Source organism: Micromonospora sp. WMMD987 (assembly GCF_029581435.1).
Taxonomy (GTDB): domain Bacteria; phylum Actinomycetota; class Actinomycetes; order Mycobacteriales; family Micromonosporaceae; genus Micromonospora; species Micromonospora rifamycinica.
In genome coordinates, this window is record NZ_CP120861.1 from 3,163,623 (window position 1) to 3,188,155 (window position 24,533).

Genomic DNA, 24,533 nt, shown 5'->3' on the forward strand with positions numbered 1-24,533 from the left:
CCCGGATGACCGCGCAGTTCCCGTTCGTCCCCACCGACCACCCGACCCCGCCACGGACCCGGGAGGAGATCCTGGCCGACCCCGGCTTCGGCCGGTACTTCACCGACCACATGGCGACCGCCGTGTGGTCGGCGGACGCCGGTTGGCACGACCACCGGGTGGGTGCGCTGGAACCGTTCACCCTCCATCCCGGCGCGGCGGTCCTGCACTACGCGCAGGAGATCCTCGAAGGGCTCAAGGCGTTCCGGCACGCCGACGGCAGCATCTGGCTGTTCCGCCCGGAACTCAACGCGCGCCGGTTCGCCGCGTCGGCCCGTCGGCTGGTCCTGCCCGAGCTGGACGAGGAGACCTTCGTCGAGAGCGTGGCCGCGCTGGTCCGCGCGGACGAGGCCTGGGTGCCGCCGTACGGGGGTGAGCAGAGCCTCTACCTGCGTCCGTTCATGTTCGCCGCGGAGGCGTTCCTCGGGGTGCGCCCGGCCCGCCAGGCCACCTACTGCGTGCTGGCCTGCCCGGCGGGGTCGTACTTCCCAGACGGGGTCACCGGCGTCACGCTCTGGGTCAGCACCACCTACAGCCGGGCGTCGATCGGGGGCACCGGCGCGGCCAAGTGCGGCGGCAACTACGCGGCGAGTCTGGCCCCGCAGCGGGAGGCCCTGGACCACGGCTGCGAGCAGGTGCTGTACCTGGGAGGCGAGGACCGGCGCAGCATCGACGAGTCGGGCACCATGAACGTCTTCTTCGTGACCCGCGACCACCGGCTGCTCACCCCCGGCCTGGGCACCATCCTCGACGGGGTGACCCGGGACAGCGTGCTGACCCTCGCCGCCGAGCACGGGCTGGAGCCGGTGCAGCGCACGATCGACCTGGACGAGCTGCGCGCCGGGTTCGCCGACGGCTCGCTGACCGAGGCCTTCGCGGCGGGCACGGCGGCCGTGATCACCCCGATCGTCGGCCTGAAGAACCAGGACTTCACCCTGACCGTCGGTGACGGGACGCCGGGCAGGCACACCCGGGAGTTCCGGCGGCACCTGCTCGACATCCAGTCCGGTCGGGCCGAGGACCGGTACGGCTGGATGCGCCGGGTCCGGTAGCGGCCGTCCCGGTGGCTCGCGGGGCTCCGGCGTCCGCCACCCCGTCGGGCCGGGCCGGGTGCCCGGCCCGACGGGAAACGGCTCACTCCAGCACGAAGGTGGCCTCGGCGTTGCCGGTGGCGTCGGCGACGGTCCGCAGGTAGAGCAGGCCGCCGCTGTGCCGCAGGTACTGGCCGGGGTAGTTGACCGCCTCGAACGACACCCCGGCGGAGTTCGACAGGCCGGTCCGCTGCGTGAAGCTGGCGTCGGCGCGGTACGTCGACGAGCCGTCGTCCCGCTCGACCCACACCTCCCAGTTGCGGTGCCGCAGGTGGTAGCCCGGGAAGTTGGTGGACTCCAGGGACACCGTGTTGCCGCCGGCCAGCCCGGGCACCAGGCGGAACTGCGAGTCGGCGAGGTTCGTCACGTTCGCCTCCAGCCGGGCCCGGTACTCCCAGTGCCGGACGAACCGGTCGGGCAGGTTGTCCGACCGCAGCCGGACCGGGGTGGCCCCGTCGGGCACCGGGATGCCGAAGTTCGGGGTGCCGTCGGCGTTCCAGTAGACCTTCTGGATCCGGGTGCGCCGGTTGGGGTCGCGCAGCGGGTCACCGCTGATGTCCCGGTAGTTGCGGTCGTGGTAGACGAGGATGTCGCTGAGCCCGTCCTCGGAGACGGTGAACGAGTTGTGCCCCGGCCCCCACTGGCCGGTGGCGGAGTTGCTGGTGAACACCGGCTGCGGCGACTTCACCCAGGACGACGCCCGGAGCAGGTCGCTGCCCGCCGAGGCGGTCAGCAGGCCGAGGCAGTAGTTGGCGTCGGTGGCGCTGGCCGAGTAGGTGAGGAAGATCCGGCCGTTGCGTTGCAGCACCGTCGGCCCCTCGTTGACCTTCACCCCGCCGCGCATCTCCCAGTCCAGGGTGGGCACGGCGATCCGGGTCGGTGCGCCGCTGAGCGTCCACGGGTTCGCCATCCGGGCGATGTAGAGGTTGGAGTTGGTGGCGATGCCCGGTTCGGCCTGCGCCCAGATCAGGTAGCGCACCCCGTTGGTGACGAAGGTCGAGGCGTCCAGGGCGAAGGTCTCCCAGGGGGTACGGATCTGCCCCTTCTCCGCCCAGCTCGCGGTCAACGGGTTCGCCCCGGTGCCCTCCAGGACGTACATCCGGATCGCCCAGACGTTGTCGGTGGCGCCGGCGGCGAAGTAGACGTACCACCGGCCGTCGATGAAGTGGATCTCCGGCGCCCAGATGTGCGCGCCCATGATCCCGCTGGTGTGCCGCCGCCAGATGACGGTCTCCGGGGCGCTGGACAGGCCCTGGAGGGTGGTGGCCCGGCGGAGCACGATCCGGTCGTACTCGGGGGCGGTGGCGGTCAGGTAGTAGTAGCCGTCGGTGTGCCGGACGATGTGCGGGTCGGCGCGCTGCGCGACCAGCGGGTTGGTGACCCGCACGGCGGGGGCCGCCCCGGCCGGGGCGGCGGCGGTCAGCAGACCGGCCAGCAGGGCCAGCACGAGCAGCGCCGCCGTCCGGGTCCGGCCGGGACGGCGGCCGGGCGGCGGGGCGGTGCGGGGTGTGGTGGTGCGGGGTGTGGTGGTGGACGGGACCGCCGACCGGGGGTCGGGTGAGGCGGACATGCGGTGCTCCTGTCGGGGGTGGGGGATACGCCTCGCCGGCCGACCACGGGGGCGGTCGGCCGGCGAGGGGGTACGGGTCCTACGACTTGGCCAGGTCGAACTTCCGGACGGTCACCGCGCCACCGAGGGAGCTGGTGGCGTAGTTGAACATGGCGAACCGGTAGCCCATGAAGAACTGCCAGGCGTTGTTGAGGGTGAACGCGGGGCCGAGCGAGGTGAAGTTCACCCCGTCGGTGCTGTAGGAGAAGCGGGCCTGCCGGCCGGAGCCGGGACTGATGTCCGCGTTGATCCGCAGCCAGATCTTCCCGCCGGAGATTCCGGCCCCGGCGACCTCGGTGCCGGTGTTGGTGGTGTTCCAGTTGCTGTCCATGGTCAGGTTGTTGACCACGGCGACCCGGGTCGCGCCGTTGTCGCGGCGGACGCCGATCCAGGCCGACTGGTCGCGCAGCATCGCCAGGCCGCTGCGGTCACCGTCGCGCATGGTGGAGTAGTCCAGCTCGATGGTCGCCGTGGACCGTGGCCCCTGGATCCGGTGGGTCAACGTGTTCCGGGCGTTGTACAGGTCGTTGGTCACCGTGGCGGTCTGTAGCCGCAGACCGTTGTTGACCGACCACCTGGTGTTGTCCGGGTTGTGGTTCCACTCGTACTGCGGGCCGAGGGTGGTGCCGGCGAACGTGTCGGTGCCGATCATCGGTTTGACGGTCCTCGGTGGCCGTGGCACGTTCGGGTACGGGTAGGACGCGCCCCAGGTGTTGTTGACCAGCTGGAGGACGGGCCAGCCACTGGAGTTCCAGGTGACCGGGGCGAGCACGGGCACCCGGCCGCCGGGGTAGGCGTCCACGAACCCCATGTAGTACCAGTCCCCGTTCTGCGTCTGCACCATGCCGCCCTGGTGCGGCACGCCACCGCCGGCGATGGGCCCCGGCAGGTTCAGCAGCACCTGTTGCATGGTGTACGGCCCGAACGGGTTCGACGCCTTGAGGATGTACTGACCGTTGGCCGGTCGGGTGAGGAAGATGTAGTAGCTGCCGTTGCGCTTGTAGAACCGGGCTCCCTCCAGGGTGCCCACGCTCGACGGGGTGGTGAACACCTGCTGGGAGCGGACCTGGGTCTTCCCGTCGGCGGAGAGCTGCGCGACGCTGATGTTCGTGTTGCCGTACGCGACGTACATGGTGTCGTTGTCGTCGACGAGGAGCCCCGCGTCGTAGTAGCAGCTGTTGAGGGTGGTGTGCCGGGTCCACGGCCCCTCGGCCGACGGCGCGGTGTAGATGTAGGTCTTGCTGAAGTCGACGCAACCGCCCCAGTAGAACGTCTTGTTGCTCTTACGGTAGCCCAGGAACGACGCCCAGATCCCGTCGACGTACGCCCGGCCGCCGGACATGTCGTACTTCTGGCCGAAGTCCAGCTTGGGTACCGAGTGGCCGGCGAACTCCCAGTTGACCAGGTCGTAGGAGCGCAGCACGGGGGCGCCGGGGGAGTAGTGCATGGTCGACGCGGAGTAGTAGTAGGTGTCGTCCACCCGCAGGATGTCGATGTCCGCGAAGTCCTGCCAGAGCACCGGGTTGGCGAAGGTCGACGAGGGCGGCCACTGCCCCGGCGGCGGGGTGGTGGGCGGTGGCGTGGTCGGGGGCGGCGTGGTCGGCGGTGGCGTGGTGGGCGGTGGCGTGGTCGGCGGGGGTGTGGTCGGCGGTGGGGTGGTGGGGTTCGTGCCGCCGGTGCACACGGTGCCGTTGAGGGTGAAGCTCGTCGGCTTCGGGTTGCTGCCGTTCCACGAACCGTTGAATCCGAACGACACGTTGGCGCCGGTGGCGATGGCCGCGTTGTAGCTGACGTTGCGGGCGGTCACCTGCGCTCCCGACTGGGTGACGGTGGCGTTCCACGCCTGGGTGACCTGCTGCCCGGCCCCGTACGACCAGGTCAAGGTCCAGCCGTCGATCGGGTCGCCGAGGTTGGTGACGGCCACGTTCGCGCCGAAGCCGCCGCCCCACTCGGACGAGACGGTGTAGTCGACGGCGCAGCCGGCCGCCGCGGCCTCGGCGGGCAGGGCGACGGCTGTTCCGGCGGCTATCAGGCCGGCGGCCAGGAACAGCCGCGCGGGCATCGTTCTGGTGAGTCGCATGCGGTACTCCTACTGGGGGTGGTGGGAGCCGGTGGTGGAGGAACGTCGGGCACCGGTGCCCGGCACCGGTGCCCGACGGTGGATCAGGCGACCGTGCAGGCGGTGCCGTTGAGGGTGAACGAGGACGGTCGGCCGGCGTTGCCGGTGTGGTCTGCCTGGAAGCCGACGTCGACCGAGGTGTTCGGCGCGATGGTGCCGTTGTAGGAGACGTTGCGGGCGGTCACCGCCCCGCTGGCCGGCGAGTAGGTGGCGTTCCACCCGGCGGTGATGGTCTGCCCGCCCGGCAGGGTGAACGCCAGCGCCCAGCCGTTGACCGTCGTGCTGCTGGTGTTGGTGACGCTGATCGAGGCGGTGAGCCCCGAGTTCCAGGCGTTGACCGTGTACGCGACCCGGCAGCCCGCCGCGGGCGGCGGCGTGGTGGGCGGTGGGGTGGTCGGCGGCGGCGTGGTGGGTGGCGGCGTGGTCGGCGGGGCGGTGGTCGGCGGGGTGGTCGGGGTGTTGCCGCCGAGGCTGCCCGGCACCGCCCGCAGCGCGTTGTACCAGGTGGTGGCCATCTTGCGGTAGCCGGTGGCGTTCGGGTGGATGCCGTCGGCCAGGTCGCCGGTGCCCACCGCGCTGAACATGTCCACCAGGTGCACCCGCTTGCCGGCGCTGACCTTGCTCTGCACGATCCCGGGGATCGCCGCGTTGAAGGTGCGGACCGCCGACTCGGTGCCGTTGCGCGGGATGATGGTGGCGACGAAGACGTCCGCGTTCGGGGCGGTGTTGGTGATCTTGTCGATCAGGGTGGAGAGCCGGGCCGGGGCGCCGGAGGCGTTGTACATGTCGTTGGTGCCGATGTGCAGCAGCACCGTGCGCGGGGTGGTGTTGCGCAGCCAGTTCACCACGTTGGCGTCGATCTGCGCGATGGTCCAGCCGGAGTGGCCCTCGTGGTCGTGGTCGCCCAGGTTGGACGGACCGTTGAACATCGAGCCGACGAAGTCGACCCGGTAGCCGTCGGCGACCAGCCGCTGCCACAGCTCGATCCGGTAGCCCCCGGGGACGTTGAAGCCGTCGGTGATCGAGTCACCGAGGGGCATCACCCGTACCCCGCCGTTGGACTCGGCGCTCGCGGGGGCGGTCACCACCGAGCCGGTGGCGACCACGGCCACCAGGGCGGCGGTGGCCAGACCCAGCAGGCGCAGACCGCGCCGCAGGGGGGTCAGCCGGGGGCCGACGACGGTGGCCCGGTCGGTGCCGGGCGGGCCGGCGGTCGGGAAACGGCGGCGGACGGACGGGGGCGGGCCGGATGGCGGGCAGCTCGTGCTGCTCATGGAGACTCCCTGTGGTGGCGTGCGGGTGCGCGGTGCGGGCGGTGCGGCACGGCGGCCGTCCCGGAACGGTGCCGTCTCGCCCGGCTCGTGGACGACGGGAGTGCCTCGGCTGCCGGCTCACCAGGGCGGGCCGACCGCGGTGTCCCGGCGGCTCTCCTGGGGTGATGACGGGCGAGGTGCGCCGCGCGCAACGACCAGGAACCCGGACCCGTGGCCGGTCGTGGACGCCGTGTGCCGACGGTCACCGACTCCCCGGAGGGGACTGACCGGTGAGGCACGGCGGGAACGTGCCCTGCGCTACCGCCGGGTGCACCATATCGTGTTATCGCTAACAACGGCAACCGATCGGTACGCGACGATGTCCGGGTGGGTGGTCAGGGTCGTCGGGTGCCGACCCGCGGCGCAGGCCGGGCCGCGGGTCGGTCAGCCCGTCGGCGGGTGCCCGGTGGGCCGCAGCAGCGCGTCGAGCCACCGCACCTGCCGCCCGACGTGCAGCGCCTCGCCGCCCTCGTGACCGTTGAACGGGTAGGCGTGCAACTGGACGGCGGGCCGCTCGGCCCGGCCGTTCGCCGCTCCGTACTGGTTGTGGGCGGCGAAGCCGGTGCTCGGCGGGCAGACGTTGTCCCGCAGCCCGATGCCGAAGTGCGCCGGGGCGGTGGCCCGCCGGGCGAAGGTGACCCCGTCGACGTAGGACAGCGTGTGTCGGACCGCCTCCTCCGCCTGCCGGTGCACCGCCAGGTACCGGGCGATCTCCCCGTACGGGGCGGCGTCGGTGAGTTCGATCCCGCGCTGGACGTCGCAGAGGAACGGCGCGGTGGCCAGCAGCGCCGCGAGGTCGTCGCGCAGCCCGGCGACAGCCAGGGCGAGCCCGCCACCCTGGCTGTTGCCGGCTGCCACGACCCGGGCGGCGTCCACTCCGGGCAGCGCGCGGACGGCCTCGACCGCGCGTACCGCGTCGGTGATCAGCCGCCGGTAGTGGTAGTCGTGCGGGGTGAGGATTCCCCAGGTGGCGGGCCACGGTCCGCCGGGTGCGCCGTGCGGGTCGGCGGTGTCGCCCGCGCCGTGCAGCCCGGACTGGCCCCGGTTGTCCATCAGCAGGTGCGCGTACCCGGCCACCGGCCAGGTCAACCGTTCGTGCGGCAGGCCCCGGCCACGCCCGTAGCCGGCGAACTCGACCACGGCGGGCAGCGGGGTGTCCACCCCGGCCGGACGGGTGTACCAGGCCCGCACCGGGTCACCGCCGAACCCGGCGAAGGTGACGTCCCAGGTGTCGACCAGGCGCAGGCCGGTCGGGTGCGGGCGGACGTCGACGAGCACCGGCCGGGTGCGCGCCTCGTCGAGGGTGGTCCGCCAGAACGCGTCGAAGTCGGCGGGTTCGACGACGTCCGGCGCGTACCGTCGCAGCTCGTCGTGGGTGGTCATGGGCTCCTCGTCGGGTCAGTGGCGGCCGGTGGCCGGCGGCGCGGTGCTCTCCCGGACGACCAGTTCGGTCACCAGGTCGATCCGGCTGGTCGCCACCGCGTTGCCCCGGGCCAGTTCCAGCAGCATCTGGGTGGCGGTGCCGGCCATGTCGCGCAGGGGCTGGTGCACGGTGGTCAGCGGCGGGTCGGTCCAGCCGGCGACCGGCAGGTCGTCGTACCCGATCACCGACAGGTCGACGGGCACCCGCAGGCCGAGCTGGCGGGCGGCCCGGAGCACGCCGATCGCCTGGAGGTCCGACCCGGCGAAGATCGCGGTGGGCCGGTCCGGTCCGGCCAGCAGCTCCAGCCCGTGGGTGTGCCCGCCGTCGACGTAGAAGCTGCCGTAGCGCACCAGGTCGGCGTCCAGGGGCAGGCCGACCTCGTCGTGGGCGGAGCGGAAGCCGGCGGCGCGGGCCTGGCTGCACAGCACGTCGCGCGGCCCGGAGATGACCGCGATCCGCCGGTGTCCCAGCTCCATCAGGTGCCGGGTGGCCAGCAGGCCCCCGTTCCAGTTGTTGGAGCCGACGGTCGGCACCGAGGCCGAGGTGGCGCTGTCGGTGTCGACGACCACGAACGGGATGCGGTGCTCGGTGAGCAGGAGCTGTTGCGGCGGGGTCGGGTGGCAGAGCACGAAGAGCAGGCCCAGTGGACGCCGGGCGACCAGGGCGTCCAGCCGGCGCGGTGGGGGCCGGTGTGCCCCGTCGAGTTGGGAGATGGCGATCCCGAGCCCGGCGGCCGAGGCCACCGCCTCCACCCCGCTCATGATCTCCATGGCCCAGCCCGAGTTGAACTCGTGGAAGACCAGGTCGATCTGGTCGATGCCGAGCGACCGTCGGCGGATACGGCGGCGGTACCGGTGCCGTTCGAGGCTCTCCTCGACCCGGGCCCGGGTCTCGGCGGCGACGTCGGCGCGTCCGTTGAGCACCTTCGAGACGGTCGCCACCGAGACGCCGACCTCTTCGGCGATGGTGGCGATGGTGGCCGAGGCCTGGGGGGTGAGCGGGTGGGACGCGGTCATCGAAGCCTCACCGGGCGCTTCCGAAAGTTTCGACGGACTCTAGCATGTCCACCCGGAAAAGCGAGCCCGATATCGATGGAGCATTTCGACAGGGGTGAATGCCCCTTCCGAGGGGAACGCTGACACATATCCGTTTTGAGACCCTTGACATGCCCCGTCGATGCCTCCTAAGTTGCCGAAAAAGGTAACGCGCTGTTTACGAAATTTTCGAGCCCTCCCCCGGTGCAGCCTGCCTTCCGACGCGGCGCGGGACGGGGGAGCGGTCGAAGGTGAGGGGTGTGGCATGAGAAGTCAGGTGCCCGTCGACGAGGGCCCGGCACGACGCGACACCCTGCCCTGGCGCGACCGTCGGCGCTCCCCCGCGGAACGGGCCGACGCCCTGGTCCCGCTGATGTCGGTGGAGGAGAAGATCGCCCAGCTCGTCGGCGTCTGGGTCGGTGCGGAAGCCTCCGGTGAGGGGGTCGCCCCGCACCAGGCCGACATGATCGCCGACGGCCCGCCCTGGAGCACCCTGATCCGGCACGGCCTCGGCCAGCTCACCCGTCCCTTCGGCACCGCGCCCGTCGACCCGGTCGTCGGGGCGCGCTCGCTGGCCGCCTCCCAGGCGCAGATCGCCGCCGCGAGCCGGTTCGGTATCCCGGCGCAGGTGCACGAGGAGTGCCTCACCGGTTTCGCCGCCTGGCGGGCCACGGTCTACCCGGCCCCGCTGGGCTGGGGCGCCTCCTTCGACCCGGAACTCGTCGAGGAGATGGCCGGCCAGATCGGCCGGTCGATGCGGTCCGTCGGAGTCCACCAGGGCCTGGCCCCGGTGCTCGACGTCACCCGGGACTACCGCTGGGGGCGCACCGAGGAGACCATCGGCGAGGACCCCTACCTGGTCGGAACGACCGGAGCGGCGTACGTGCGGGGCCTGGAACGGGCCGGGATCGTCGCCACCCTCAAGCACTTCGCCGGCTACTCCGCCTCCCGGGGCGGCCGCAACCTCGCCCCGGTCTCGATGGGCCGCCGGGAGCTGACCGAGGTCATCCTCCCGCCGTTCGAGATGGCCCTGCGCCTCGGTGGCGCCCGCTCCGTGATGAACTCGTACGCCGAGATCGACGGCGTGCCCGCCGCCGCCGACGAGGGGCTGCTGACCGGGCTGCTGCGCGACGAGTGGGGCTTCACCGGCACCGTCGTCGCCGACTACTTTGCGGTGCGCTTCCTGCAGACCCTGCACGGGGTGGCGGCCGACGCCGCCGACGCCGCCCGGCTCGCCCTGCGGGCCGGCATCGACGTGGAACTGCCCACCGTGGACGCCTTCGGTGAGCCGCTGGTGGCGGCGGTCCGGGCCGGCGAGATCGACGAGGCGCTGATCGACCGCGCGCTGCGCCGGGTGCTGATCCAGAAGATCGAACTCGGGTTGCTCGACGAGGACTGGCGGGAGCTGCCCGACGACCTGGCGGAGGTACGGCTCGACGACGAGAGCAGCCGGGACATCGCGGTGCGGCTGGCCCGCGAATCGGTGGTGCTGCTGCGCAACGACGGCGTGCTGCCGCTGGCCACCGACGTCCGGGTCGCCCTGGTCGGGCCGGTCGCCGACGACCCGATGGCCCTGCTCGGCTGCTACTCCTTCCCCAACCACGTCGGCGTCCGGCACCCCGACCACGGGCTGGGCCTGGAGCTGCCCTCGCTGCACGACGAACTCGCCCAGCTGGTGCCGGGTCTGGTGCACGAGCCGGGCTGCGCCATCACCGGCGACGACACCACGGGCATCGCCGCGGCGGTCGCCGCCGCCACGGCGGCCGACGTCTGCGTCCTCGCCGTCGGTGACCGCGCCGGCATGTTCGGCCGGGGCACCTCCGGTGAGGGCTGCGACGCGCCCGACCTGCGGCTGCCCGGCGTCCAGGCGGAACTGGTCCGGGCCGTGCTCGACACCGGCACCCCGGTGGTCCTGGTGCTGATGACCGGCCGGCCCTACGCGCTGGGCCCCGAGTACGACCGGGCCGCGGCCGTCGTCCAGGCGTTCTTCCTCGGCCAACGCGGCGGGCAGGCGCTCGCCGAGGTGCTCACCGGTGCGGTGAACCCGTCCGGGCGGCTGCCGGTCAGCGTCCCCCGCGACGCCGGTGGCCTGCCGGGCACCTACCTGACACCGCCGCTGGGCCGGCGCTCCGAGGTGTCCTCGATCGACCCCACCCCGGCCTACCCGTTCGGCCACGGGCTGAGCTACACCACCTTCGAGTGGTCCGACCCGGTGGCGTCGGGCGGCACCGCAGCCGGTGGACCGCCGGCCTGGCCGGTGGACGGCGAGACGACGGTCCGGATCACCGTGCGCAACACCGGTGACCGGGCCGGCACCGAGGTGGTCCAGCTCTACCTGCACGACCCGGTCGCGCAGACCACCCGACCCGTGGTCCGGCTGGTCGGCTACGCCCGGGTGCCGCTGGACCCCGGCGCGGCGGCGCAGGTCAGTTTCGTGGTACCCGCCGATGTCGCGTCGTTCGTCGGACGCGACGGCCGGCGCGTCGTCGAACCCGGCGACGTGGAGCTGCGGTTCGGCCGCTCCAGTGGTGAGCCGGCGGCGGTCGTGCCGCTGCGGCTGACCGGCGTCGAGCGGGAGGTCGGCTTCCGGCGGCAACTGCTCACCTCGGTGCGGGTCGAGCCCGCCACGACCGGCCGGCACGCCGGATAGGAGGCCCGGCATGACATCCGAGACGCTACGGCCGACGCCGCCGGCCCCGGCCCCGGCGGTCCCCGCCCCGCCGGCGCGGCGGCGGCGCCGCCAACCCTGGCGGCGGGCACTGCGCCGGGACTGGCAGCTCTACTCGCTGGCCGTCCTGCCGCTGGTGTTCTTCCTGGTCTTCCGGTACCTGCCGATGATCGGCAACGTGATCGCCTTCCGCCGGTTCACCCCCGGCGGCAGCGTGTTCGGCGAGTACTGGGTGGGCCTGCGGTACTTCCGGCTCTTCCTCGCCGACCCGACCTTCTGGCAGGTGTTCACCAACACCCTGGTGCTGGGCATGCTGACCCTGCTGTTCTGCTTCCCGCTGCCGATCGTGCTGGCGCTGATGCTCAACGAGGTCCGCACCCGTCGGCTCAAGCGGTTCGTCCAGTCGGTGTCCTACCTGCCGCACTTCCTGTCCATCGTGATCGTGGCGGCGATGGTGATGCAGCTGCTGTCGATCGACGGCTCGGTCAACCAGGTGGTCCGGGGGGTCGGCGGGGACGCCGTGCCGTTCCTGCAACAGCCGGGCTGGTTCCGGACCATCTACGTCTCCTCGGAGGTCTGGCAGACCGTCGGCTGGGGGACGATCCTCTACCTGGCGGCGCTCACCACCATCGACGAGAATCTGTACGAGGCGGCCCGGATCGACGGGGCGAACCGCTGGCGGCAGACCTGGCACGTCACGCTGCCGGGGATCCGGCCGACGATGGTGACCCTGCTGATCCTCAACATCGGGACCTTCATGGCGGTCGGGTTCGAGAAGATCCTCCTGCTGTACAACCCGTTGACGTACCCGACCGCCGACGTGATCTCCACGTACCTGTTCCGGTTGGGCTTCGAGTCCAGCAACTTCAGCTACGCCGCCGCCATCGGCCTGTTCGAGGCGGTGATCGGGCTGATCCTGGTGCTGGGCGCCAACACCATCTCCCGGCGCACGGTGGGGACGAGCCTGTGGTGACCGTGGCACCCGGCACGGCCGGACCGAAGACCCCGGCCGCCCGGCGTCCCCGCCGCCGCCGGGGGATCCGCCCGACCCGGGGCTACCGGGTGTTCCAGGCGGTCAACGGGATCGTGCTGACCCTCGTGGTGATCGTGACGCTCTACCCGTTCGTCAACATCGTGGCCCGCTCGCTCAGCGACGAGGCACCGATCATCGCGGGCAAGGTCAACCTCGTCCCGCAGGGCTTCAACCTCACCTCCTACCGGCTGGTGATGTCCGACCCGATGTTCTGGACCAACTACCGCAACACGGTGGTCTACACGGTCGTGGCCACCGCCATCTCGATCGTGCTGACCACCTGCTACGCCTACGTGTTGTCCAAGCACCACCTCCGGGGACGCGGGGTGCTCATCGGCATCGCCGTGTTCACCATGTTCTTCTCCGGCGGGCTGATCCCCAACTACGTGCTGATCACCAGCCTGGGGATGAAGAACAGCATCTGGGCGGTGGTGCTGCCCAACGCGATCAACGTGTTCAACCTGCTGGTGATGAAGGCGTTCTTCGAGAGCCTGCCGGTCGAGCTGGAGGAGGCCGCCGCCGTCGACGGGCTGAGCACGTACGGCACCCTGCTGCGGATCGTGCTGCCGCTGTCCAAGGCGATCATCGCGACGATGCTGCTGTTCTACGCGGTGTCCTTCTGGAACTCCTGGTTCACCGCCTTCCTCTACCTGGACCAGCAGGATCTGCTCCCGGTCACGGTCTATCTGCGCAACCTCATCGCCGGGGCGACCGGGGCGCAGTCGGCCGGCGGCGTCGCCGAGTCCGACGCGGTGCAGGCGGCGGCCACCATCCAGTCCGTGACCATCGTGCTCACCACCCTGCCGATCCTCGCGGTCTACCCCTTCATCCAGCGGTTCTTCGTGTCCGGCGTGATGCTCGGCGCGGTCAAGGGGTAGCCCGGCCCAGCTCCATCCCCGCACCACACACACCCTCGAAAGGACGAGCCGTGTTCCACAGAACGTGGCGCCGGATGGCGATAGCCACTGCCGGGCTGCTCACCCTCACCCTCCTCGGGGCCTGCTCCGAGGACGCCGCGGAGGGCAAGGACCTCGACGGCAACCGCGTCGGCGCGATGGCCGACTTCGGCTCCGGCAAGCAGTTCAAGGCCACCGAGCCGCTCTCCTTCTCCATCCTCTACAACAACCACCCGAACTACCCGCTCAAGGAAGACTGGCTGTTCTGGTCGGAGCTGACCAAGCGGACCAACGTCAAGCTCGATCCGGTGGCCGTTCCGCTGAGCGACTACGAGCAGAAGCGCAGTCTGCTGATCGGCGCCGGGGACGCCCCGCTGATCATCCCGAAGACCTACCACCCGGCCGAGAACGCCTTCGTCTCCTCCGGCGCGATCCTCCCGGTGAGCGACTACCTCGACCTGATGCCCAACCTCAAGGACAAGATCGCCAAGTGGAACCTCCAGCCGGAGTTCGACACGCTGCGACAGTCCGACGGCAAGTTCTACCTCCTCCCCGGCCTGCACGAGAAGCCGTGGGCGGAATACTCGATCGCGATGCGCACCGACATCCTCCAGCAGCTCAACCTCCAGATCCCCAAGACCTGGGACGAGCTGTACACCGTGCTGAAGGCGATGAAGGCGCGCTACCCGGACTCCTACCCCTTCTCGGACCGGTGGAACAAGCCCAATCCGGGCGGGGCGCTGCTGAGCATCGTCGGCGCCGCGCACGGCATCCGGACGGGCTGGAGTTACAACCCCGCCACCTGGGATCCGGCGGCCGGCAAGTTCGTCTACACCGGTGCCACCGAGCAGTACAAGCAGGTCATCCAGTACCTCAACAAGCTGGTGGCCGAGAAGCTGCTCGACCCGGAGAGCTTCACCCAGACCGATGAGCAGGCCCGGCAGAAGCTCGCCAACGGCAAGTCCTTCGTCATCGGCAGCAACGCCCAGACGCTGGTCAACGACTACCGTCCCGACCTGGCCAAGACCCAGCCGAACGCCAAGCTGGTCAAGATCCCGCAGCTGATCGGCCCGGCCGGCGAGATCAACCCGTCCAGCCGGCTGGAGAACGGCATCATGATCTCCAGGAAGGCCCGGGACAGCAAGAACTTCGTGGCGATGATGCAGTTCATCGACTGGCTGTACTACTCCGAGGCCGGCGAGGAGTTCGCCAAGTGGGGCGTCGAGGGCACCACCTTCACCAAGGACGCCGCCGGCAAGTACACCCTGGCCCCCGACGTCGACATGATCGGGCTCAACCCCAAGGGCACCAAGCACCTGCAGAAGGACTTCGGCTTCGGCAACGGGGTGTTCGCCTACGGCGGCAAGCTCGACCTGGTGCAGTCCTTCTTCTCCCCGGAGGAGATGGAGTTCCAGAAGGTGATGAACGCCCGCAAGCCGCTGCCGGTGGACCCGCCGGCCCCGCTCACCGACGAGGAACGGGAACAGGTGTCGCTGTGGGAGACCCCGCTGAAGGACCACGTCGTCCAGAACTCGCTGAAGTTCATCCTCGGCCAGCGGCCCCTCACCGAGTGGGACGCCTACGTCGGTGAGCTGAAGGCCAAGAACTCCGAGCAGTACATCGGGGTGGTCAACAAAGCGTACGAGCGGTTCAAGAAGGACAACGGCTGACCGTCCCGGTCCGGCCGGGGCGACCGCCCCGGCCGGACCGGTCACCGACCCGGCGACTCCCGAAGGACGACGACGATGCGGACCACCGTTCCCGCCCACCCCGTGGGGCGGCTCACCGACGCCTGGCGGCAGTGCGTCGGCACCGGTCGCTTCGAGCTGGCCCTGCGCCGCGACTACCAGGACTCGCTGGCCCTGATCCAACAGGACATCGGCTTCCGGCACATCCGCGGGCACGGACTGCTCAGCGACGGGGTGGGGGTCCACCGCCCCTACCAGTACGGGGGCGAACGCCGGGTGCACCACTCCTTCACCTACGTCGACCAGGTCGTCGACGCCTACCTCGGGCTGGGCATCCGGCCCTTCGTGGAGCTGGGCTTCATGCCCGAGGCGCTGGCCTCCGGCGAGCAGACGGTGTTCTGGTGGCGGGGCAACGTCACCCCGCCCCGCAACTGGTCGGAGTGGGGCGACCTGGTCCGCGCCACGGTGGCCCACCTGGTCGACCGGTACGGCCTGGACGAGGTACGCGGCTGGCCGATCGAGGTGTGGAACGAGCCGAACCTGACCGACTTCTGGCAGGGCGCGGACCGGGACGCCTACCACCGCCTCTACGAGGTCACCGCGCACGCGGTCAAGGACGTCGACGCCGGGTTGCAGGTCGGCGGCCCGGCCATCTCGCCCGGCGCGGACGACTGGTGGGAGCCGTTCGCCGAGTTCGTCACCGCGCGCGACGTGCCGGTCGACTTCGTCAGCCGGCACGCCTACACCTCCGGCCCGGCCCAGCACGTGCCCTTCGGCACCCACCAGACCCTGACCCCGGCGTCGTCGCTGCTGGAGCAGTTCGCCGCGCCCCGCCGGCACCTGTACGGCACCGCCCTGGCCGACCTGCCGGTGCACATCACCGAGTTCAACTCCTCCTACCGGCCGGACAACCCGATCCACGACACGGCCTTCCACGCGGCCTACCTCGCCCCGGTGCTGGCGGCCGGCGGTGACCTGGTCGACTCCTTCTCGTACTGGACGTTCAGCGACATGTTCGAGGAGACCGGGGTGCCGACCGCGCTGTTCCACGGCGGGTTCGGGCTGCTCACCCACCGCCAGATCAAGAAGCCCGCCTACCACCTGTACGCCTTCGTGGCCCGGCTCGGTGACGAGGTGCTGGCACGCGGGACGGACCACCTGGTGACCCGGCACCCCGACGGTCGGATCGCCATCCTGGCCTGGGCGCCGGTGGACGTGACCGGCCGCGCGCCGGTGCCCGAGCGGCACCCACTGGCCCTGTCGGTGCCGGTGGACCCCACCCCGGCGGCGACCGCGCCGGAGGTCACCTCGGCCTTCCTGCTCCGTTCGTCGGTCAGCGAGGAGGCCGGCAACGCCTGGGCCGCCTGGTCCGAGATGGGCCGTCCCCGGTCGCCGCGTCCCGGTCAGCTCGACGCCCTGCGGGAGGCCGCCGAGCCGGTGCGCTCGCACCGTGCCCTGCCGGTGGTCGCGGGCCGGGTAGATCTCGACCTGACCCTGACCCGGCACGAGGTCACCCTGGTCGAGGTGGCCGCGGTACGCGACGAGACCCCGCCGTGGTGGGACGACGCCCGCCTGCTCGGCGAGCCGCCCCCGACCACCGCGCCGACCGGACCGGACGCGCGGTCGTGAGCGCGCAGACCTGGCGGGAGGTCGGCGACGGGCCGTTGTCCCGGGCCGCCGCCCGGGTGTACACGGTGCTCGTCGTCGGGCTGCTGCTGATCCTCGCCGTCCTGCCCGGCCTGGTTCCGCTGCTCCTGCTCGGCCGGGACGCCAGCAACCTGCCCCTGGCCGCGCTCTGCCTGCTCCCGGTCGGCCCGGCGCTCTCCGCCGCCCTGTACGCCCTGCACCACCAGCGACCCGACCTGACCGACCTGCGCCCCGCCGGGTGGTTCCGGCAGGGCTACCGGGCCAATCTGCCGCAGGCGCTGTGGATCTGGGGGCCGGTGCTGCTCTGGCTGACGGTCATCGCGGTCAATCTCAGCTACCTGTCCGCCGCGGCCGTCCCGACCGGCTGGGCGGTGCCGCTGGTCGGCGTCGGCGTCGGCGTGACGCTGGTCGGCGGGAACGCCCTGGTGATCGCCTCGCTGTTCGCCTTCCGCACGCGGGACGTGCTGCGGCTGGCGCGGTACTTCCTGGTCCGTACCCCCGGCGTCACCGTCGGCACCCTGCTGTTGCTGGCCGCCGCCGGGGCGCTCACCGTCGGTGTCTCCGAGGTGTTGCCGGTGCTGCTGGCCGGGCCGTTCGCCCTGGCCTACCTGCGGATCGCCACCCCGATGATCGAGATCGTGCGGAAGGAATTCACCGGATGAGCCTGCCCGTCACCGCCCAGCACGCCGCTGCGGGTGGACCGGCTGACGAGACCGCGCCGACGACCGGCGCGGACCCGACGCCGCACGCCGCCTGGCTGCCACCGGAGGCGTTCCGGGCCCTCGGGACACGCCGGGTCCTGGTGCACGGCGAGGGTCTGCTCGTCGACACGGCCTTCGCCGAGGTGGCGCGGGCCTGCGCGGAGCACGGCGGGTGGGTGGGCCGGTCCGACACCGGTCCGCCGGCCACCGCGGAGCACGGCACCCCCGGGCCGAGCCAGGCCGGCATCCCCGGGCCGCGCCCGGCCGGCACCCCCGGGTCGCGCGCCGGGGAGCCGGCGGCCCGTTCCGTCGACCTGGTGCTCGCCCTGCGCGGTCCGCACCCGCTGCCACCGGCGGTGCCGGCCGGCGCGACGGCGGCCCCGGCCGGCGACGACGGGCCGCTCGGCGACGAGGGGTTCCTGTGGACCCGGGTCGACGGGGTGACGGTGGTGCTGGCGGACGCGCCGGCCGGACTGCTGTACGGGCTGTTCCACCTGGTCCGGCTCGGCGAGGCCGCGTTCACCGGGGACCAGCCGGCGCGGGCGCACCGGCCGGCGCTGCGCCGCCGGATGCTCGACCACTGGGACAACGTGGCGGTCCACCCGGACATGGGGCAGGTGGAGCGGGGCTACGCGGGTGGTTCGATCTTCTGGCAGGATGGCGGCCCGCGCGGTGACCGGGACCGGCTGCGGGCGTACGGGCGGCTGCTGGCCGCGACCGGGGTCAACGCGATCTCGGTGAACAACGTCAACGTGCACGCCACCGAGGCGCGGCTGCTGACCGACCGGCTCGACGACGTGGCCGACCTCGCCGACCTGCTGCGACCGTACGGCATCCGGGTGCACCTGTCGGTGACCTTCGCCGCCCCCGTGGTCCTCGGTGGCCTGCCCACCGCCGACCCTCTCGACGACCGGGTGCGGGACTGGTGGGACGAGACGACCCGGCGGGTCTACGCCCGGATCCCCGACTTCGGCGGATACCTGGTGAAGGCCGACTCCGAGGGGCAGCCCGGTCCGGCCACCTACGGGCGGGACCACGCCGACGGGGCGAACCTGCTCGCCGGTGCGCTGGCCCGGCACGGGGGAGTGGTGCACTGGCGGGCGTTCGTCTACGACCACCGGCGGGACTGGCGGGACCGCACCATCGACCGGGCCCGCGCCGCGTACGACCACTTCGCCCCGCTGGACGGGCGGTTCGCCGACAACGTGATCCTCCAGGTGAAGTACGGCCCGGTGGACTTCCAGCCCCGGGAACCGGTGTCGCCGGTCATCGCGGCCATGCCGGCCACCCGGTTGGCGGTGGAGTTGCAGGTGACCCAGGAGTACACCGGCCAGCAGTGGCACGCCTGCTACCTCGCCCCGTTGTGGAGCGAGGTGCTGAACTTCCGGCCGTGGGGGCCACCGGAGCGGACCGTCGCCGACGTGCTGGCGGGCGCCCCCGGTCCGGAGCCCCGCCGCGACGGCGACCTGGTGGCGGTCGCCAACGTGGGCGACGACCCGTTCTGGTGCGGGCACCCGCTGGCCCAGGCCAACCTGTACGCCTTCGGGCGGCTGGCCTGGGATCCGTCCCTCGATCCCGGCGCCGTCCTCGACGAGTGGATCGACCTGACCTTTCCCGCGTCGACGGTCGGTGACCCGGCCCTGGTGCGGGAGACGCTGCACGCGGTGCTGGACGACTCCTGGCTCACCTACGAGCGGTACACCGCCCCGTTGGGGGTCGGCTTCATGGTGGATCCGGACGGCCACTACGGCCCCGGTGTGGACGGCTACGAGTACAGCCGGTGGGGCACCTACCACTACGCCGACCGGGACGGCGTGGGGGTGGACCGGACCCGGACGACCGGCACCGGTTTCACCGGCCAGTACCCGCCGCCCTGGTCGCAGGTGTACGAGTCGCCCGAGCGCTGCCCGGACGAGCTGCTGCTCTTCTTCCACCACGTCCCGTACGGCCATGTCCTGCACAGCGGCGTCACGGTGATCCAGCACATCTACGACACCCACTTCGCCGGGGTGGAGCAGGTGGGGGCGATGCGGGACCGCTGGGGGCGACTGGCCGGGCTGGTCGACCAGGGGGTGCACGACCGGGTCGCCGAGCGCCTCGACGAGCAGCTGCGCTGCGCGATCGAGTGGCGGGACCAGATCAACACGTACTTCTTCCGCAAGTCGGGTGTGCCCGATGCCCGGGGCCGCCGCATCTACTGACCGCCGGCCGCCCGGACCGGGGCGGGTCGTGCCGGCGGTGTCGTCGGGACGTGGCACGATCGCGGGGTGACCAGCAGACCGGCGGCCGAGCAGCGGTTGCGTGACCTGGCCCGGTTGCGCCGGGTCCGGGACCGGATCGACCGGGAGTACGCCCTGCCGCTGGACGTCGAGGCGCTCGCCCGGGGAGCGCACATGTCGGCCGGACACCTGAGCCGTCAGTTCCGCCGCGCCTACGGGGAGTCACCGTACTCCTATCTGATGACCCGGCGCATCGAGCGGGCGATGGCGTTGCTGCGCCAGGGTGACCTGAGTGTCACCGAGGTCTGTCTCGCGGTCGGCTGCGCGTCGCTGGGCACCTTCAGCACCCGGTTCACCGAGCTGGTGGGCATGCCGCCGAGCAGCTACCGGGCGCTGGCCGCGCAGCGGCCGGCGCACCTTCCGCCGTGCCTGGGCAGACAGGTGGCCCGTCCGGTCAGGAATCGAGAAGCACCGGCGGTGATTCTCACCTAGCGTGACGACATGGATCTCACCATCGACACCTGTGTCCTGCCGCACGACGACCCGGACGCCTCGCTGGCCTTCTACCGCGACATCCTCGGCTTCGAGGTCCGCAACGACGTCGGCGCGGGGAGGATGCGCTGGATCACCGTCGGGCCGCCCGGCCAGCCCGGCACGTCCATCCTGCTGGCCCCGCCGGCCGTCGACCCGGGCGTCACCGACGAGGAGCGTCGCACCATCGCCGAGATGATGGCCAAGGGCACCTACGGCTGGCTCATGCTGGCCACCCCCGACCTCGACGGCACCTTCGACAAGGTGCAGGCGGGCGCGGCCGAGGTCGTCCAGGAGCCGATCGACCAGCCGTACGGGGTGCGCGACTGCGCGTTCCGCGACCCGGCCGGCAACCTGATCCGCGTCAAGGAGCTGCGCCGACCCTCGACGATCCGGTGACGCCCCGGCTCACCAGGGGTGGACGGTGCCGTCCTCCAGCCGGTTGACCGGCAGGTACGCCGGGGCGTACGGGTAGCGGGCCGCCGCCTGTTCGTCGATGTCCACCCCGAGGCCGGGCGTCTCCGCCGGATGCAGGTAACCGTCGGCGTAGTGGTAGCCGTGCGGGAAGACCTCGTCGGTGGCGTCGGTGTGCCGCATGTACTCCTGGAGGCCGAAGTTGGGGATGGCGAGGTCGAGGTGCAGGGCGGCGGCCATGCACACGGGGGAGAGGTCGGTGGCCCCGTGCGAGCCGCTGCGCACGTGGTGCAGCGCCGCGAGGTCGAAGATGCGCCGCAGGTGGGTGATCCCGCCGGCGTGCACCACCGTGGTCCGGATGTAGTCGATGAGCTGTTCCCGGATGAGCTGGGCGGCGTCCCAGACGGTGTTGAACACCTCGCCGACGGCGACCGGGGTGGTGGTGTGCTGCCGGATCAGCCGGAAGCCCTCCGGCAGCTCGGCGGGGACCGGGTCCTCCATCCAGGTCAGCGCGTACGGTTCGAGGCTCTTGCCGAGCCGGGCCGCCTCGATCGGACTGAGCCGGTGGTGCACGTCGTGCAGCAGTCGCAGGGTGGGGCCGAACTCGTCGCGTACCCGGGCGAAGACGGTCGGCACGTGGGCCAGGTACCGCGGGGTGGACCAGGTCGCCTCGCTGGGCAGGGCGGCGTCGGCCGGCTCGTAGAACAGCTTGTCGGCGCTGACCCCGTAGGTCTTCGGCAGGCCGGGCACGCCGCACTGCACCCGCACCGCCCGGTAGCCGAGGTCGACGTAGCGGGCCACCTCGACCAGCACGTCCTCGACGGTCTCGCCGTTGGCGTGCCCGTAGACGGTGACCCCGTCCCGGGACCGGCCGCCGAGCAGCTGGTAGACGGGCAGGCCGGCGACCTTGCCCTTGATGTCCCACAGCGCGGTGTCCACGGCGGCGATCGCGCTCATCGTCACCGGTCCGCGTCGCCAGTAGGCCCCCTGGTAGAGGTACTGCCAGGTGTCCTCGATCCGGGCCGGATCCCGCCCGATGAGCAGCGGCACCACGTGGTCGCGCAGGTAGGACGCGACGGCCAGCTCCCGACCGTTGAGGGTGGCGTCGCCGACCCCGGTGACCCCCTCGTCGGTGACGATCTTCAGGGTCACGAAGTTGCGACCCGGGCAGGTCACGATGACCCGGGCGTCGACGATCCGCACACGGCCTCCCTCGGATGGCGACGAAGGCCGTCCGGTCCGCCTCGGGCGGACGAAGGCCGTGGTCCGTCCCGCGCTGGCGGGCGGTGGGCGGCGACGCCGGTGGCACCCGCCGTCGACCGTCCGGCCCGTCGCGCGGTCGCCCCGAAGTTTGGAACCGTCCGCCGAGGCGTGTCAAGGGTCTGCCGGGCCGAACGGATGTGACCGCTCACCTGTTCGACGTATGCCGATCGTTCGACGGCTGGTCGGGGCGGTGTGCGCGGACCCGGTGGCAGCGCTGCCGGAGATGGTTACGGCAGTGTTACACGGATGCGCCTTGACGGATTCCATGTGAGCGCTAACACTTGCCCCCAACGATTGAACGGAGAACGGCATGGATGCAGGCGCGAAGTCGCAGGACCGGTACGTCGTCGGCGTCGACTACGGCACGCTGTCGGGTCGGGCGCTGGTGGTGCGGGTCGGCGACGGCGCCGAGCTGGGCACGGCGGTGCACGAGTACCGCCACGGGGTGATGGACACGACGCTCGCCGTCGACGGCCGGCCCCTGCCGGCCGACTGGGCCCTGCAGGACCCGGACGACTACCGCGAGGTGCTGCGGCAGGCGGTGCCCGCCGCGCTGGCCGCGAGCGGCGTCGACCCCGCCCAGGTGGTGGCCGTCGGCATCGACTTCACCGCCTGCACCGTGCTGCCCACCCTGGCCGACGGCACCCCGCTGTGCGAGCTGCCCGACCTGCGTACCCGCCCGCACGCCTGGGTGAAGCTGTGGAAGCACCACGCCGCCCAGCCGCAGGCCGACCGGATCAACGCGCTGGCCCACGCCCGGGGCGAGTCCTGGATCGGCCGCTACGGCGGCAAGATCTCCGCCGAGTGGCAGTACGCCAAGGGTCTGCAACTGCTGGAGGAGGACCCGGAGGTCTACGCCCGCGCCGAACGCTGGATCGAGGCCGCCGACTGGATCGTCTGGCAGCTCTGCGGCGTCGAGACCCGTAACGTCTGCACCGCCGGCTACAAGGGACAGCTCCAGGACGGTCACTACCCGTCCCCGTCCTACCTGGCCGCGCTGAACCCGGGCTTCGCCGATTTCGTCGCCAAGATCGACGGGCCGCTGGCGCAGCTGGGCGCGCGGGCCGGCGGCCTGACCGCGCAGGCCGCGGCCTGGACCGGGCTGCCCGAGGGGATCGCGGTCGCCGCCGGCAACGTCGACGCCCACGTCACCGCCGCCGCCGCGCAGGCGCTGACCCCCGGCCGGCTGGTCGCCATCATGGGCACCTCCACCTGCCACGTGGTCAACGGTACCGAGCGGGCCGAGGTGGCCGGCATGTGCGGCGTGGTCGACGGCGGGATCAGCGCCGGCTCCTGGGGCTACGAGGCCGGCCAGAGCGGCGTCGGCGACATCTTCGGCTGGTACGTCAAGCACGCCGCCCCCGCCGGCTTCGACTCCCACGAGGCGTTGACCGAGGCCGCCGCGGCGCAGCCGGTCGGCGCGCACGGCCTGGTGGCGCTGGACTGGTGGAACGGCAACCGGTCGCTGCTGGTCAACCACGACCTCAGCGGGGTACTCGTCGGGCTCACCCTGGCCACCCGGCCGCCGGACGTCTACCGCGCGCTGCTGGAGTCCACCGCCTACGGCACCCGCATGATCATCGAGGCGTTCGCCGAGGCCGGCGTCCCGGTCGACGAGCTGATCGTGGCCGGCGGGCTGACCGGCAACAGCCTGCTGATGCAGATCTACGCCGACGTGACCCGACGTCCGCTGGGCATCATCGGTTCGGCGCAGGGCCCCGCCCTGGGCTCGGCGATCCACGCGGCGGTCGCGGCCGGGGCGTACCCCGACGTGCCGACCGCCTCGGCGGCGATGGGTCGGGTCGACCGCGAGGTCTACCGGCCCGACCCGGAGCGCGCCGACGCCTACGACGCGCTCTACGCCGAGTACCGCCGGCTGCACGACCACTTCGGCCGGGGCGGCGACGACGTGCTGCTGCGGCTGCGGGCGATCCGTAACGCCGCCCGCCGTTCGGCCGTCGCACCGTCGGCCGAGACCACCACCGACCCTCTGGAGGTGCCGGCATGACCCTCGACCTCGACGCCGAGGTGACCCGGCTGCGCGAGCAGGTGGCCACCCTGCACGGCGAGCTGGTGCGCTACAACCTGGTGGCCTGGACGGCCGGTAACGTCTCGGCCCGGGTGCCCGGTCGGGAGCTGATGGTGATCAAGCCGAGCGGGGTCTCCTACGACGACCTGCGGCCCGACAACATGATCGTCTGCGACCTGGACGGGGTGGTGGTGGAGGGCGACCTCTCGCCGTCCAGCGACACCGCCGCCCACGCCTACGTCTACCGGGCGATGCCCGAGGTCGGTGGGGTGGTGCACACCCACAGCGGGTACGCCACCGCCTGGGCCGCCTGTGGCGAGGCGATCCCCTGTCACCTCACCGCCCAGGCCGACGAGTTCGGCGGCGAGATCCCGGTCGGTCCGTTCGCGCTCATCGGCGGGGACGACATCGGCAAGGGCATCGTGGCCACCCTGTCCGGGCACCGCTCGCCGGCCGTGCTGATGCGCAACCACGGCGTCTTCACCATCGGGCGGGACGCCCGCGCGGCGGTGAAGGCCGCCGTGATGTGCGAGGACGTGGCCCGTACCGCCCACCTGGCCCGGACGCTCGGCACCCCGGTGCCGATGGCCCAGGCGGACATCGACTCCCTCTACGACCGCTACCAGAACGTCTACGGGCAGCCGGGGAGGTAACACCCCGACCCGTACCCGCCACCGGCCCGCCCCCGCGGTCCGGTTGATCCACCGCAACCCGAAGCACCACCCCTGGAAGGTCCGGCCTGTCCGGCGTGCCGCGCCGGCCGGTCCTCCCCGTAGTAGCACCATCCCCCACCTCATCCCCGTCAAGGAGTCTTCA

18 protein-coding genes are annotated in these 24,533 nt (G+C 71.9%); 12 read left to right on the forward strand and 6 right to left on the reverse strand.

What is annotated here, in order from left to right:
* Nucleotides 1–5: 5 nt before the first annotated feature.
* The gene (locus O7612_RS13250; protein ID WP_282273532.1) at nucleotides 6–1,091 is read left to right on the forward strand and encodes a branched-chain amino acid aminotransferase; all 1,086 of its coding nucleotides are present in this window, start codon (nucleotides 6–8) and stop codon (nucleotides 1,089–1,091) included.
* A gap of 82 nt (nucleotides 1,092–1,173) precedes the next feature.
* On the opposite strand, the gene O7612_RS13255 is transcribed toward O7612_RS13250, so the two are convergent.
* From O7612_RS13255 to O7612_RS13275, 5 genes are all read right to left on the reverse strand, one after another.
* Nucleotides 1,174–2,700 carry a family 43 glycosylhydrolase gene (locus tag O7612_RS13255; RefSeq protein ID WP_282273533.1) on the reverse strand — a complete coding sequence of 509 codons (1,527 nt, stop codon included), beginning with the start codon at nucleotides 2,698–2,700 and terminating at the stop codon, nucleotides 1,174–1,176.
* Nucleotides 2,701–2,779: 79 nt separating this feature from the next.
* Nucleotides 2,780–4,819, reverse strand: a complete 2,040-nt coding sequence (locus O7612_RS13260) for a family 43 glycosylhydrolase (protein WP_282273534.1) — start codon at nucleotides 4,817–4,819, stop codon at nucleotides 2,780–2,782.
* An 83-nt stretch (nucleotides 4,820–4,902) separates the two neighbouring features.
* On the reverse strand, nucleotides 4,903–6,132 hold the full coding sequence (locus tag O7612_RS13265; RefSeq protein ID WP_282273535.1) for a cellulose binding domain-containing protein: 1,230 nt from the start codon (nucleotides 6,130–6,132) through the stop codon (nucleotides 4,903–4,905).
* Nucleotides 6,133–6,555: 423 nt separating this feature from the next.
* Nucleotides 6,556–7,554 (reverse strand): acetylxylan esterase, encoded by a 999-nt coding sequence (locus O7612_RS13270; protein ID WP_282273536.1) that lies wholly within the window; start codon nucleotides 7,552–7,554, stop codon nucleotides 6,556–6,558.
* A gap of 15 nt (nucleotides 7,555–7,569) precedes the next feature.
* Nucleotides 7,570–8,610 (reverse strand): LacI family DNA-binding transcriptional regulator, encoded by a 1,041-nt coding sequence (locus tag O7612_RS13275; protein WP_282273537.1) that lies wholly within the window; start codon nucleotides 8,608–8,610, stop codon nucleotides 7,570–7,572.
* 283 nt (nucleotides 8,611–8,893) lie between these two features.
* Between O7612_RS13275 and O7612_RS13280 the strand changes: the two genes are divergently transcribed.
* The 9 genes from O7612_RS13280 to O7612_RS13320 all read left to right on the forward strand — a co-directional run bounded on the left by O7612_RS13280 (nucleotide 8,894) and on the right by O7612_RS13320 (nucleotide 20,410).
* On the forward strand, nucleotides 8,894–11,278 hold the full coding sequence (locus tag O7612_RS13280; RefSeq protein WP_282273538.1) for a glycoside hydrolase family 3 N-terminal domain-containing protein: 2,385 nt from the start codon (nucleotides 8,894–8,896) through the stop codon (nucleotides 11,276–11,278).
* Between the two features lie 10 nt (nucleotides 11,279–11,288).
* Nucleotides 11,289–12,269, forward strand: a complete 981-nt coding sequence (locus tag O7612_RS13285) for an ABC transporter permease subunit (RefSeq protein ID WP_282273539.1) — start codon at nucleotides 11,289–11,291, stop codon at nucleotides 12,267–12,269.
* On the forward strand, nucleotides 12,266–13,207 hold the full coding sequence (locus O7612_RS13290; RefSeq protein WP_282273540.1) for a carbohydrate ABC transporter permease: 942 nt from the start codon (nucleotides 12,266–12,268) through the stop codon (nucleotides 13,205–13,207). The genes O7612_RS13285 and O7612_RS13290 overlap by 4 nt, the downstream gene beginning before the upstream one ends.
* Nucleotides 13,208–13,281: 74 nt before the next feature.
* Nucleotides 13,282–14,895: an extracellular solute-binding protein gene (locus O7612_RS13295; RefSeq protein WP_282273541.1), complete on the forward strand. Its 1,614-nt coding sequence runs from the start codon at nucleotides 13,282–13,284 to the stop codon at nucleotides 14,893–14,895.
* A 75-nt stretch (nucleotides 14,896–14,970) separates the two neighbouring features.
* Nucleotides 14,971–16,542 (forward strand): xylan 1,4-beta-xylosidase, encoded by a 1,572-nt coding sequence (locus tag O7612_RS13300; protein WP_282273542.1) that lies wholly within the window; start codon nucleotides 14,971–14,973, stop codon nucleotides 16,540–16,542.
* Nucleotides 16,539–17,222, forward strand: coding sequence for a DUF624 domain-containing protein (locus tag O7612_RS13305; protein ID WP_282273543.1), 684 nt, complete (start codon nucleotides 16,539–16,541; stop codon nucleotides 17,220–17,222). Before O7612_RS13300 ends, O7612_RS13305 begins: the two co-directional genes overlap by 4 nt.
* Nucleotides 17,219–19,462, forward strand: a complete 2,244-nt coding sequence (locus tag O7612_RS13310; RefSeq protein WP_282273544.1) for an alpha-glucuronidase — start codon at nucleotides 17,219–17,221, stop codon at nucleotides 19,460–19,462. The genes O7612_RS13305 and O7612_RS13310 overlap by 4 nt, the downstream gene beginning before the upstream one ends.
* 66 nt (nucleotides 19,463–19,528) lie before the next feature.
* Nucleotides 19,529–19,972, forward strand: a complete 444-nt coding sequence (locus O7612_RS13315; protein ID WP_282273545.1) for a helix-turn-helix transcriptional regulator — start codon at nucleotides 19,529–19,531, stop codon at nucleotides 19,970–19,972.
* A gap of 9 nt (nucleotides 19,973–19,981) precedes the next feature.
* The gene (locus tag O7612_RS13320; protein ID WP_282273546.1) at nucleotides 19,982–20,410 is read left to right on the forward strand and encodes a VOC family protein; all 429 of its coding nucleotides are present in this window, start codon (nucleotides 19,982–19,984) and stop codon (nucleotides 20,408–20,410) included.
* 9 nt (nucleotides 20,411–20,419) lie between these two features.
* Here O7612_RS13320 and manD read toward each other — a convergent pair whose 3' ends face one another.
* Nucleotides 20,420–21,628 carry a D-mannonate dehydratase ManD gene (gene manD, locus O7612_RS13325; protein WP_282273547.1) on the reverse strand — a complete coding sequence of 403 codons (1,209 nt, stop codon included), beginning with the start codon at nucleotides 21,626–21,628 and terminating at the stop codon, nucleotides 20,420–20,422.
* Nucleotides 21,629–21,998: 370 nt separating this feature from the next.
* Between manD and araB the strand changes: the two genes are divergently transcribed.
* Entirely contained in the window at nucleotides 21,999–23,696 is a 1,698-nt protein-coding gene (gene araB / locus O7612_RS13330; protein ID WP_282273548.1) for a ribulokinase, read from the forward strand.
* A complete protein-coding gene (locus O7612_RS13335) occupies nucleotides 23,693–24,370 on the forward strand; it encodes an L-ribulose-5-phosphate 4-epimerase (protein WP_282273549.1) in 678 nt (225 codons plus the stop codon). The genes araB and O7612_RS13335 overlap by 4 nt, the downstream gene beginning before the upstream one ends.
* Nucleotides 24,371–24,533: the final 163 nt, after the last annotated feature.

Excerpts from the sequence above, each read along its gene's own strand:
- O7612_RS13250 (WP_282273532.1), top strand. The coding sequence starts at position 6 with ATGACCGCGCAGTTCCCGTTCGTCCCCACCGACCACCCGACCCCGCCA.
- O7612_RS13255 (WP_282273533.1), bottom strand. The coding sequence starts at position 2,700 with ATGTCCGCCTCACCCGACCCCCGGTCGGCGGTCCCGTCCACCACCACA.
- O7612_RS13260 (WP_282273534.1), bottom strand. The coding sequence starts at position 4,819 with ATGCGACTCACCAGAACGATGCCCGCGCGGCTGTTCCTGGCCGCCGGC.
- O7612_RS13265 (WP_282273535.1), bottom strand. The coding sequence starts at position 6,132 with ATGAGCAGCACGAGCTGCCCGCCATCCGGCCCGCCCCCGTCCGTCCGC.
- O7612_RS13270 (WP_282273536.1), bottom strand. The coding sequence starts at position 7,554 with ATGACCACCCACGACGAGCTGCGACGGTACGCGCCGGACGTCGTCGAA.
- O7612_RS13275 (WP_282273537.1), bottom strand. The coding sequence starts at position 8,610 with ATGACCGCGTCCCACCCGCTCACCCCCCAGGCCTCGGCCACCATCGCC.
- O7612_RS13280 (WP_282273538.1), top strand. The coding sequence starts at position 8,894 with ATGAGAAGTCAGGTGCCCGTCGACGAGGGCCCGGCACGACGCGACACC.
- O7612_RS13285 (WP_282273539.1), top strand. The coding sequence starts at position 11,289 with ATGACATCCGAGACGCTACGGCCGACGCCGCCGGCCCCGGCCCCGGCG.
- O7612_RS13295 (WP_282273541.1), top strand. The coding sequence starts at position 13,282 with ATGGCGATAGCCACTGCCGGGCTGCTCACCCTCACCCTCCTCGGGGCC.
- O7612_RS13300 (WP_282273542.1), top strand. The coding sequence starts at position 14,971 with ATGCGGACCACCGTTCCCGCCCACCCCGTGGGGCGGCTCACCGACGCC.
- O7612_RS13310 (WP_282273544.1), top strand. The coding sequence starts at position 17,219 with ATGAGCCTGCCCGTCACCGCCCAGCACGCCGCTGCGGGTGGACCGGCT.
- O7612_RS13320 (WP_282273546.1), top strand. The coding sequence starts at position 19,982 with ATGGATCTCACCATCGACACCTGTGTCCTGCCGCACGACGACCCGGAC.
- araB (WP_282273548.1), top strand. The coding sequence starts at position 21,999 with ATGGATGCAGGCGCGAAGTCGCAGGACCGGTACGTCGTCGGCGTCGAC.
- O7612_RS13335 (WP_282273549.1), top strand. The coding sequence starts at position 23,693 with ATGACCCTCGACCTCGACGCCGAGGTGACCCGGCTGCGCGAGCAGGTG.